This is a genomic window from Chryseobacterium sp. POE27 (genome assembly GCF_039727685.1).
Lineage (GTDB): Bacteria > Bacteroidota > Bacteroidia > Flavobacteriales > Weeksellaceae > Chryseobacterium.
In genome coordinates, this window is record NZ_CP152475.1 from 2,225,309 (window position 1) to 2,236,185 (window position 10,877).

Here is a 10,877-nt window from a genome sequence, read left to right on the forward strand (position 1 = left end):
TTAAAAGATTAAAAGGTTGAAAGATTTAAAAATTACTTTCGCACTTATTATCTCTGAGTTTAATTAATGCTTTAATTTTTTAATAATTAAATCTTTTAATTTACTCTTCCAATCTTACGTCTAATCCAAGACCTTGTAACTCGTGAAGTAATACGTTGAATGATTCCGGAATACCTGGTTCAGGCATCGATTCACCTTTTGCAATTGCTTCGTAAGTTTTTGCTCTACCAATCACGTCATCCGACTTCACTGTAAGGATTTCTCTCAGGATATTAGATGCTCCGAATGCTTCAAGAGCCCAAACCTCCATCTCTCCGAATCTCTGACCTCCGAACTGAGCTTTACCTCCTAACGGCTGCTGAGTAATCAATGAGTAAGGACCGATAGAACGTGCGTGCATCTTGTCATCAACCATGTGCCCAAGTTTCAACATATAGATTACCCCTACTGTTGCTGCCTGTGTAAATCTTTCTCCGGTACCACCATCATAAAGATACGTGTGACCGAATTTAGGAAGACCCGCTTTCTCAGTGTATTCAGTGATCTGATCAAGAGTTGCTCCGTCAAAGATCGGCGTTGCAAACTTCAATCCTAATTTCTGACCAGCCCATCCAAGAACTGTTTCATAAATCTGACCAATGTTCATACGGGAAGGCACCCCTAGTGGATTCAATACGATATCTACCGGTGTTCCGTCTTCCAGGAATGGCATATCTTCTTCACGAACGATTCTCGAAACGATACCTTTGTTACCGTGACGTCCCGCCATTTTATCTCCTACGTTCAGCTTACGTTTCTTAGCGATATAAACTTTAGCCAACTTCATGATACCTGCAGGTAATTCATCCCCAATAGAAATTGCAAATTTCTCACGGTTTTTAACCCCTTGAATATCGTTATACTTGATTTTGTAGTTGTGAATTAATTGTTTGATTAATTCATTTTTATCATTATCAACCGTCCAGTCTGAACCGCTAACGTTTACATAATCTTCTACTGAAGTCAATAATTTGTGAGTGAACTTTACACCTTTACCGATGATTTCTTCATCAAGATCATTTTTCACTCCTTGAGAAGTTTTACCGCTTACCAGCGTATTTAATTTTTCAATTAAAGTATTTCTCAATTCATCAAACTTAGCCTTGTAAGTGTTTTCAATTTCTTCAAGCTTAAGTTTTTCTTCAGTTCTTTTCTTTTTATCTTTAATGTTTCTTGAGAACAATTTCTTGTTGATCACAACACCTCGTAATGATGAGTCAGCTTTCAATGAAGCATCTTTCACATCACCGGCTTTGTCACCAAAGATCGCTCTAAGAAGCTTTTCTTCAGGAGTCGGATCAGATTCACCTTTTGGAGTGATCTTACCGATCATGATATCTCCAGGCTTCACTTCTGCACCGATTCTGATCATACCGTTTTCGTCAAGATCTTTAGTAGCCTCTTCAGAAACGTTTGGAATATCTGCTGTCAATTCTTCCATACCTAATTTGGTATCACGAACTTCAAGAGAATATTCATCCACGTGGATTGAAGTAAACCAGTCTTCACGAACTACTTTTTCGTTGATTACAATCGCATCCTCGAAATTGTACCCTTTCCAAGGCATGAACGCAACCACTAAGTTTCTACCAAGGGCCAATTCTCCTTTTTCAGTAGCATAACCGTCGCAAAGTACCTGTCCTTTTTCCACTACATCACCTACTCTTACGTTTGGTCTTAGGGTAATCGTTGTACTCTGGTTAGTTTTTCTGAACTTAGTTAAGTTATATGTTTTAGTAGCAGACTCGAATTGTACTAAATCTTCGTCTTCGCTTCTTTCATATTTAATAACGATTCTGTCAGCATCCACATACTCTACAGTACCGGTACCTTCAGCATTAATTAAAATTCTTGAATCTCTTGCAACCTGCTGTTCAAGCCCTGTACCCACTACCGGAGCCTGTGGCTTCAATAAAGGAACTGCCTGACGCATCATGTTGGATCCCATCAATGCACGGTTCGCATCATCATGCTCCAGGAACGGAATCAATGAAGCTGAAATACCGGAAATCTGGTTTGGCGCTACATCGATAAGGTTTACCTGAGCAGGTTCAACTACCGGATAGTCACCATCCAATCTTGCAATAATTCTGTCTGTTAAGAAATCACCATTATCACTCAATTCAACGTTTGCCTGAGCAATTACTTTATCTTCTTCATCTTCTGCATTCAGATAGATAGGATCAGCAGCAAGCTCAATTTTACCGTTTTCAACTTTTCTATATGGAGTTTCGATGAAACCTAGTCTGTTGATTTTAGCATAAATTCCTAAAGATGAAATCAAACCGATGTTTGGTCCTTCCGGAGTTTCAATCGGGCAAATTCTTCCGTAGTGCGTATGGTGAACGTCACGAACCTCGAAACCTGCTCTTTCTCTTGATAAACCACCAGGTCCTAGTGCAGAAAGTCTACGCTTGTGCGTGATTTCTGATAATGGGTTGGTTTGGTCCATGAACTGAGAAAGCTGGTTGGTACCGAAGAACGAGTTGATTACTGATGTTAAAGTTTTAGCATTAACAAGATCAAGCGGAGTAAAGATTTCGTTATCTCTAACGTTCATCCTTTCCTTGATTGTTCTTGCGATTCTTGAAAGACCTACACCAAATTGTCCTGCCAATTGCTCACCAACAGTTTTAATTCTTCTGTTGGATAAGTGGTCGATATCGTCAACGTCAGTTTTTGAGTTTACCAACTCAATTAAATGTCTTACAATCGCAATAATATCTTCTTTGGTAAGAACTTCAGTTGTCGTTGGAATGTTCAGACTTAATTTTTTGTTTAGTCTGTAACGTCCAACTTCACCAAGAGAATATCTTTGCTCAGAGAAGAATAATTTTTCAATGATTCCTCTTGCTGTTTCTTCATCTGGCGGATCTGCATTTCTTAACTGACGATAGATATATTCTACCGCTTCTTTTTCAGAGTTGGTAGGGTCTTTCTGTAAAGTATTCTGGATAATAGAGAACTCATTGCTGTTTTCTTTGTGAATCAGGATTGATTTCACACCAGCATCTAAAATAAGATCTAAATGTTCTTTTTCAAGAATAGTTTCTCTGTCTAAAATGATTTCATTTCTTTCGATAGAAACTACTTCCCCTGTATCTTCATCTACGAAATCTTCGAACCAAGTGTTCAAAACTCTCGCAGCCAATGTTCTTCCTTCTACTTTTTTAAGGGCAGCTTTAGAAACTTTCACTTCTTCAGCAAGATCGAAGATCTGAAGGATATCCTTATCAGATTCATATCCGATTGCTCTTAACAAAGTTGTTAATGGTAATTTTTTCTTACGGTCGATATACGCGTACATTACGCTGTTGATATCGGTTGTAAACTCCATCCAAGATCCTTTGAAAGGAATAATTCTTGAATAATATAATTTGGTTCCGTTGGCATGATACGTCTGTCCGAAGAATACACCAGGTGAACGGTGTAACTGCGTAACGATAACTCTTTCAGCACCATTAATGATGAAAGATCCGCTAGGTGTCATGTAAGGAACCGGGCCTAAATATACATCCTGAACCACAGTCTGGAAATCTTCGTGCTCAGGGTCTGTACAATACAATTTAAGTCTTGCTTTAAGAGGAACTGAATAAGTCAATCCTCTTTCCACACACTCATCGATTGAATAACGTGGAGAATCTACCAGATAATCCAAGAATTCCAATACAAATTGGTTTCTGGAATCGGTAATCGGGAAATTTTCCTGGAAAGTCTTGTAAAGACCTTCATTCGTTCTGTCTTCAGGAAGCGTATCAAGCTGGAAAAACTCTTTAAAAGACTCAATCTGGATATCCAGGAAGTCAGGAGTAATAATTTTTCCTTTTGCTGATGAGAAATTAATTCTCGGCGTTCCCTTAGTTGTTACTGTTGTTTTACTCATAAAACTTTAAAGAAAGGGTTAAAAAATATTTTGTTATTTAAAAAAATATCAGAAAAGAGCAAGAAACAAGGTAAAAATAAAAAAGGCAAAAGTGTTTTTGGCGCTCACAAAGGACCTTGGATTCTTTTTAACGTTGTTTTAGTTCTTTCTAACTGCAACACTGGTATATCTTTTCACAGTGTAGTGCAAAATATTTTTATTACTTCTGAGGCAGAATAGCTGTAACCTTTATATACAACAAAGCCCTTTCATATAATGAAAGAGTTGATTAATAGTATTTTATAGATTTACAAACAATATTTCGCGCCAAAAGAGAATGCAAATTTACAAAAACTTATTCACAATCACAAACATAGTCAATAAAAAACCTGAGCCAGTGACTCAGGTTTCTATTTTTATGTGAAAAGAATTATTTCAATTCTACTTCAGCACCAGCTTCTTCTAATTGCTTCTTAAGAGCTTCAGCTTCGTCTTTAGAGATACCAGTTTTGATTGGAGCAGGAGCACCATCTACGATATCTTTAGCTTCTTTAAGACCAGCACCAGTTAAATCTTTTACCAATTTAACGATAGCTAATTTAGAAGCACCTGCAGACTTAAGAATTACGTCGAATTCTGTTTTTTCTTCAGCAGCTTCACCTGCACCACCTGCAGCAACTACTACAGCAGCAGCAGCTGGCTCAATTCCGTACTCATCCTTAAGGATAGTAGCTAATTCGTTTACGTCTTTTACAGTTAAGTTTACTAGCGTTTCAGCTAAATTTTTTAAATCTGACATTGTTGTAATGTTTTTGTTGATTATTTATTTAATTTTTTGAGTGTATTATTCAGCAGCTGGCGTTTCGTCAGTGCTTTCTGCAGCTGGAGCTTCCGGAGCCTCAGCAGCAGGAGTTTCTTCTACCGCAGGTGCAGCTTCTTCAGCTGAAGCTTCTGCAGTTTCAGATTTGTTTTGAAGAGCAGAAACAACTCTTTGAATTGGAGACTGAAGCAATCCGATGATTTCACCGATCATTTCTTCTCTAGACTTGATGCTAACTAAAGTATCAAGGTTATTGTCACCAACGTAGAAAGTTTCCTGTACAAAAGCTGATTTCAATGCAGGCTTCTCATCTTTCTTTCTGAAGTCTTTGATTAATTTTGCAGGAGCGTTAGCCGTTTCAGCAATCATTAATGCAGAGTTACCTTTGAAAGTTTCGAACATTTCAGAGAAATTTACTCCATCAATCTGCTCCATTGCTTTTTGCAAAAGTGTATTTTTTACCACTTTCACTTTGATATTTTGCTTGAAAGCCTGTCTTCTGAATTCAGAAGATTTAGCAGCATTCAAACCGTCTAGATCAGCTACATATACTACTTTAGCATCCTGAAGCAAATCTTTGATCTCTTGTATCGCTACAACTTTTTGGTCTTTTGTCATTGTCTTAGGATTTAGTATTAGTTAATAGCTTTAGTATCGATTGCAATACCAGGACTCATTGTAGAAGACAAATAGATAGACTTCACGTAAGTACCTTTAGCAGCAGTTGGTTTCATTTTGATCAAAGTAGAGATCAATTCCTGAGCATTTTCCTTGATTTTAGCAGCATCGAAAGATACTTTACCAATACCTGCATGGATAATACCGTATTTGTCTACTTTAAAGTCAATTTTACCAGCTTTTACTTCAGTTACTGCTTTACCAATTTCCATAGTTACAGTACCTGATTTAGGGTTCGGCATCAAACCTCTTGGTCCTAATACTCTACCTAATGGTCCTAATTTACCCATCACAGCCGGCATTGTAACGATAACGTCAACATCTGTCCAACCATCTTTGATTTTTTGTAAATATTCATCAAGACCTACATAATCAGCACCAGCTTCTTTAGCTTCAGCTTCTTTATCCGGAGTTACCAAAGCCAAAACTTTAACATCTTTACCGGTTCCGTGAGGAAGAGATACAACACCTCTTACCATTTGGTTTGCTTTTCTTGGATCTACACCCAATCTTACAGCGATATCTACAGAAGCATCAAACTTTGCAGTGTTCACTTCTTTTACAAGAGCTGAACCTTCTTCAAGGTTATAGATTCTTCCTTTTTCTACTTTGCTTAAAGCTTCCTTTTGCTTTTTTAGTCAATTTTGCCATTTCTTTAAGTATTAAGCGTTAAAAGTTGGTTTAGTTCCTGTTACTCTTAATCCCATAGATCTAGCAGTACCTGCAACCATAGAAACTGCAGAATCCATTGTAAAGCAGTTAAGGTCAGTCATTTTATCTTCAGCGATTTTCTTCACCTGATCCCAAGAAACAGAACCTACTTTGTTTCTGTTTGGTTCTCCGGAACCCCCTTTGATTTTAGCCGCTTCCATCAACTGGATTGCTGCAGGAGGAGTTTTAATTACGAATTCAAAAGATTTGTCTTCGTACACTGTAATTACTACAGGTAAAACTTGTCCTGGCTTATCTTGAGTTCTTCCGTTAAATTGCTTACAAAACTCCATGATGTTCACACCTGCAGAACCCAATGCTGGACCTACTGGTGGAGAAGGGTTAGCTGCGCCACCTTTCACCTGAAGTTTTACCATTTTAAAGACTTTTTTTAGCCATTGTTTGTTTTTTAAATTTGAATAATTAATGAGTTTGGAAGCATTATTATTCAGTAGGTTAACCATTCTCACATTAGATAAGCCTACTTTTTGGACTGCAAAATTATGAAATATTTTTTAATTAGCAAATTGATATTATCTATTTTTGTTAAAATATTAAAATAAAAAATCCACTTACTGTTTTAATAAGTGGATTTTGAAATATTTTTAAGTATGAGTTATACTTTTTCAACCTGCATATAGCTAAGTTCCATTGGAGTTTTTCTACCAAATATCAAAACTGAAACTTCAATTTTCTTTTTGTCTTCAAGAATTTTTTCAATCGTTCCGTTGAATCCATTGAATGGTCCGTCAATTACTTTAACGTTTTCACCCACTACGTAAGGAATTTCAACATCGCTTGCAAATTCTGAAAGCTCATCCATTCTTCCTAACATTCTGTTCACTTCAGACTTTCTCATTGGAACAGGATCTCCTCCTTTTGTTAAGCTTAAGAAAGAAATAACTCCCGGGATATTTTTAATAACGTGAGGAATTTCACCCATCAGATCAGCTTCAATCATAAGGTATCCAGGATAGTAAGGTCTTTCTTTCGGAACTTTTTTACCGTTTCTGATTTGAATAACCTTTTCCATAGGAATAACCACTTGAGTAACGTACTGCTCAAAACCTAAACGTTTGATTTCTGTCTCAATATAGTTTTTCACTTTATTTTCCTGTCCGCTGATTGCTTTCAGCACATACCATTTCAATTCGCTCATTATGGGAAAATACTTTTATTTATTAATTGAACAAGTTGATAAGCATTCCTATTATGTTGCTGATTGCTTTAGAAAACAACTCATCAACACCAAAGGTAAATAATGCCAGAATAACTGTTGCAATCGTTACTACAATTGTAGAAGACTGCAGGTCAGACCATTTTGGCCATTCAACTTTATGTCTGAATTCGTTATAAGAACCTTTTAAAAAATTGATTAATGAACTCATAATTGTTATTTGCACGGGCACAAGGACTCGAACCCTGATCAACGGTTTTGGAGACCGGTATCCTACCATTGGACGATGCCCGTAGTTAAAAAAAGCTTCCGCAAAGAAGTTCCCGACGGAAGCTTTTTATATTGTGTAATAGATGATTAGTCTAAGATTTCAGTTACCTGACCTGAACCAACTGTTCTACCTCCTTCTCTGATCGCGAATCTAAGACCCTCGTTAAGAGCGATTGGTTGTAACAATTCTACAGTGATCTCTAAGTTATCACCAGGCATTACCATTTCTACACCTTCTGGTAAGAAGATCTCACCTGTAACGTCAGTAGTTCTTACGTAGAACTGAGGACGGTATTTGTTGTGGAATGGAGTGTGACGTCCACCTTCTTCTTTAGAAAGGATATAAACAGATGCTTTGAATTTTTTGTGTGGCTTCACAGAGTCTTTCTTAGCGATTACCATACCTCTCTTGATGTCAGTTTTTTCAATACCTCTCAACAATAGACCTACGTTATCACCAGCTTCACCTCTGTCTAGGATTTTTCTGAACATCTCAACCCCTGTAATTGTAGAAGTTAATTTTTCATCACCCATACCTACGATATCTACAGGATCACCAGTGTTGATGATACCAGCTTCGATTCTACCAGTTGCTACAGTACCTCTACCTGTAATAGAGAATACGTCTTCGATTGGCATCAAGAATGGCTTATCTGTATCTCTAATAGGCTCTTCGATCCACTCATCAACAGCATCCATCAATTGTTCTACAGACTTAAACCACTTATCATCAGAGTTACCTTCAGTAGCAGCAGTAAGTGCACCAAGAGCAGAACCTTGGATTACCGGAGAGTTATCTCCATCAAATTCATAAGTAGACAATAAGTCTCTAAGCTCCATTTCAACAAGCTCTAATAACTCAGCATCATCTACCATGTCAACTTTATTCATGAAAACAACGATTCTTGGTACGTTTACCTGACGGCAAAGTAGAATATGTTCTCTTGTTTGAGGCATTGGTCCGTCAGTCGCAGCACATACCACGATAGCTCCGTCCATCTGAGCAGCACCTGTTACCATGTTCTTTACGTAATCCGCGTGACCTGGACAGTCAACGTGAGCATAGTGTCTTTTTTCAGTTTCGTATTCGATGTGAGCTGTATTGATAGTAATACCTCTTTCTTTTTCTTCTGGAGCAGAGTCAATTGCAGAGAAGTCTTTTTTCTCAGCAAGACCTTTGCTAGCTAATACAGCAGAAATAGCAGCTGTAAGAGTAGTTTTACCATGGTCAACGTGACCAATAGTACCAATGTTCAAGTGTGGTTTGTTACGATTAAACGTTTCCTTTGCCATGATGTAAATTATTTATTTTATTTAATTTTCAAATTTTCGGTGTGCAAATATAATGAATTTTTTAAATACCAAAATCTTTTTATGAAAAAAAAGTTTCAATATTAAAATCCAATAAATCACAAACCCTATAGGTCAATGTATTGAGACTGCAAATTTACACATTTTTCCTAATTGAAAAAACTTTCTGAAACCTTTTATCGAAAACTCTGAAAGCCAGTATATAAAACTAAATTCATTTATCCTCTACAGTCACTTTCTTGTTTTATTTGCTTTTTCTATCAAATTTTTCCATGATCTGATTAGTAAATAAAATGCCAATAAGAAATATCCGCCCATAATGATCAATGGAACAGAATGTTTACCAAAAGAGAAATAGCTTAAAATTTTATTAATCACAAAATCTATAGCACTTATATTGAAGAAGCCCAATAACAGCAAATACAGAAAAATCAATATTATTGCTATAACTTTGTATTTCTGATTAAAAATCATTGCCAATACAGTTTTTATCTTATTTCTGAAAACTGTAGGAAGTAAATGAGCAGGAATAAAAAGAGTATACAATCCTACGGAGAAGCTAAAAGATATATTCAGCATCAACAATACATTTACATGAAAAAAAATAACTATTATAAGCATACCCCTGAAAAATTTCGGGTAAAAGAAAGAAACAATAAAAACAGTTTCAAAAATAACTGTAAAATAGTCGAGAATTTCCCAGAAAAACTTGGAGTTAATGCCGTCATAAACGTCTGAAAGAAGATCGTTCCATCCTATAATATAACGGTATTTATTGAAAAATATCTGGGTATATTGGGTATCCATACTGAACCAGCCTCCTAAAATTTTAGCAAACCCCGCAGTAAACATTCCGAAGCTAAAGATCAAGCTCATCAAAAACATCGGCCATGATTTAGCTAGGTCATCCGTTTCCTGCTCTGGTTCAGGAAAGAAACTATACACTCTGTTCCAGGGTGAAAATGCCATTACCAAAAGGGGCAGAGTATAAATAAAATCATGGTTTATTTTGCCAAAAGAATAAGCATAATTATTGGTTACAATATATAAAACCATATAAATTATTGCGAATATTTTAGGCCTATATCCTATCAGGGTCAACAGTAAGCACATATGCATTATAAAAAGGCATGCCACAAAAAAAAATTCAGAAGGAATAAAATCTGTAAAGGAAAGTATACTGACAGGCGGATGCATGGCGATGCCAGCAACAGAATAAATCCAACTATTATCTGATATCCCAATCCACAACAAGAACAGCGAGAAAAATATTCTGTAAAATGCTAGAAACTCATAGCTGGGATGGTAACTGGTGAAAGGAAGGTCTTTTAATTTATTCATCATTTTTTTGTGAGTTTAAAATCTGAAATTTAATAGCGTATCACGCACAGCTGTTTCTCTCATTTTCTTTGTGGTGATATCAAAATTTACAGTTTCATTGATTATTTGTATACCTGCCACCTCTTTATTATGAAATCTTTCTTGCATTTTTTTCAAAATAAAATTCTTACTTTCCTCTACATCAACTTTTTTTAATATTCCTGTTGAGAATAGATTTTTTAATAAGGTAAAGTCTTTTTTTATAAGGAGACATTGTATTAATCTGGTTACTTAAAACAGGATACTCTTTAGGAAAAAGTAAATTCTGAATAATGGTAATCTGTATTGTTCTTGGTATTTTATCACCCAGATAGTCATTTTTAACTAAAATACTATCTGATCCGTCTTTAAAGAAAACATGGGAAGTTGTTTTGGTAAATTTAATATACTTCCCCTCTGCTACGGGGCATGAAGCAAATCCCGGAAAATTAAATGAAGGATAAGTTTCTTCAATAATAATCTTAAATATAAATTGTAACGGGAGTAATACGATTAACAAACCGAATAAGAAGAGAACTCTCTTTTTGTAACGTTTCATATTGTGTTTTTTTAATATATGATAAGAACTTTACTTATAATCAAAGGGAAAGCAATTCTACAGGAAATGGGAACTTATTTTTCTGTAAATA

General features: G+C 36.0%; 10 protein-coding genes and 1 tRNA gene. All 11 read right to left on the bottom strand.

Going from position 1 to position 10,877, the window contains the following annotated elements; genetic code table 11:
• Positions 1–100 precede the first annotated feature (100 nt).
• On the bottom strand, positions 101–3,922 hold the full coding sequence (gene rpoB, locus AAHI02_RS10515) for a DNA-directed RNA polymerase subunit beta (RefSeq protein ID WP_346983215.1): 3,822 nt from the start codon (positions 3,920–3,922) through the stop codon (positions 101–103).
• Between the two features lie 409 nt (positions 3,923–4,331).
• Positions 4,332–4,700, bottom strand: coding sequence for a 50S ribosomal protein L7/L12 (rplL, locus tag AAHI02_RS10520; RefSeq protein WP_042721315.1), 369 nt, complete (start codon positions 4,698–4,700; stop codon positions 4,332–4,334).
• Between the two features lie 45 nt (positions 4,701–4,745).
• Positions 4,746–5,339, bottom strand: a complete 594-nt coding sequence (rplJ, locus tag AAHI02_RS10525) for a 50S ribosomal protein L10 (protein ID WP_346983216.1) — start codon at positions 5,337–5,339, stop codon at positions 4,746–4,748.
• Positions 5,340–5,356: 17 nt separating this feature from the next.
• Positions 5,357–5,992 carry a 50S ribosomal protein L1 gene (gene rplA, locus AAHI02_RS10530; RefSeq protein WP_346986608.1) on the bottom strand — a complete coding sequence of 212 codons (636 nt, stop codon included), beginning with the start codon at positions 5,990–5,992 and terminating at the stop codon, positions 5,357–5,359.
• 69 nt (positions 5,993–6,061) lie between these two features.
• Positions 6,062–6,487, bottom strand: a complete 426-nt coding sequence (rplK, locus tag AAHI02_RS10535; RefSeq protein WP_346983217.1) for a 50S ribosomal protein L11 — start codon at positions 6,485–6,487, stop codon at positions 6,062–6,064.
• Between the two features lie 239 nt (positions 6,488–6,726).
• Positions 6,727–7,269, bottom strand: a complete 543-nt coding sequence (gene nusG / locus AAHI02_RS10540) for a transcription termination/antitermination protein NusG (RefSeq protein ID WP_042721319.1) — start codon at positions 7,267–7,269, stop codon at positions 6,727–6,729.
• A 22-nt stretch (positions 7,270–7,291) separates the two neighbouring features.
• Complete coding sequence (secE, locus tag AAHI02_RS10545) at positions 7,292–7,498, bottom strand: preprotein translocase subunit SecE (RefSeq protein WP_346983218.1); 207 nt, start codon at positions 7,496–7,498, stop codon at positions 7,292–7,294.
• Positions 7,499–7,510: 12 nt separating this feature from the next.
• Positions 7,511–7,581, bottom strand: a tRNA-Trp gene (locus AAHI02_RS10550).
• 63 nt (positions 7,582–7,644) lie between these two features.
• Positions 7,645–8,850, bottom strand: a complete 1,206-nt coding sequence (gene tuf / locus AAHI02_RS10555; protein WP_042721320.1) for an elongation factor Tu — start codon at positions 8,848–8,850, stop codon at positions 7,645–7,647.
• Positions 8,851–9,099: 249 nt separating this feature from the next.
• Complete coding sequence (locus tag AAHI02_RS10560; RefSeq protein WP_346983219.1) at positions 9,100–10,212, bottom strand: hypothetical protein; 1,113 nt, start codon at positions 10,210–10,212, stop codon at positions 9,100–9,102.
• 178 nt (positions 10,213–10,390) lie between these two features.
• The gene (locus tag AAHI02_RS10565) at positions 10,391–10,786 is read right to left on the bottom strand and encodes a hypothetical protein (protein WP_346983220.1); all 396 of its coding nucleotides are present in this window, start codon (positions 10,784–10,786) and stop codon (positions 10,391–10,393) included.
• Positions 10,787–10,877: the final 91 nt, after the last annotated feature.

Bases quoted from the DNA above. Each gene is read 5' to 3' on its own strand.
- nusG (WP_042721319.1), bottom strand. From the start codon at position 7,269: ATGAGCGAATTGAAATGGTATGTGCTGAAAGCAATCAGCGGACAGGAA.
- AAHI02_RS10560 (WP_346983219.1), bottom strand. From the start codon at position 10,212: ATGATGAATAAATTAAAAGACCTTCCTTTCACCAGTTACCATCCCAGC.
- rplL (WP_042721315.1), bottom strand. From the start codon at position 4,700: ATGTCAGATTTAAAAAATTTAGCTGAAACGCTAGTAAACTTAACTGTA.
- rpoB (WP_346983215.1), bottom strand. From the start codon at position 3,922: ATGAGTAAAACAACAGTAACAACTAAGGGAACGCCGAGAATTAATTTC.
- secE (WP_346983218.1), bottom strand. From the start codon at position 7,498: ATGAGTTCATTAATCAATTTTTTAAAAGGTTCTTATAACGAATTCAGA.
- tuf (WP_042721320.1), bottom strand. From the start codon at position 8,850: ATGGCAAAGGAAACGTTTAATCGTAACAAACCACACTTGAACATTGGT.
- rplK (WP_346983217.1), bottom strand. From the start codon at position 6,487: ATGGTAAAACTTCAGGTGAAAGGTGGCGCAGCTAACCCTTCTCCACCA.
- AAHI02_RS10565 (WP_346983220.1), bottom strand. From the start codon at position 10,786: ATGAAACGTTACAAAAAGAGAGTTCTCTTCTTATTCGGTTTGTTAATC.
- rplJ (WP_346983216.1), bottom strand. From the start codon at position 5,339: ATGACAAAAGACCAAAAAGTTGTAGCGATACAAGAGATCAAAGATTTG.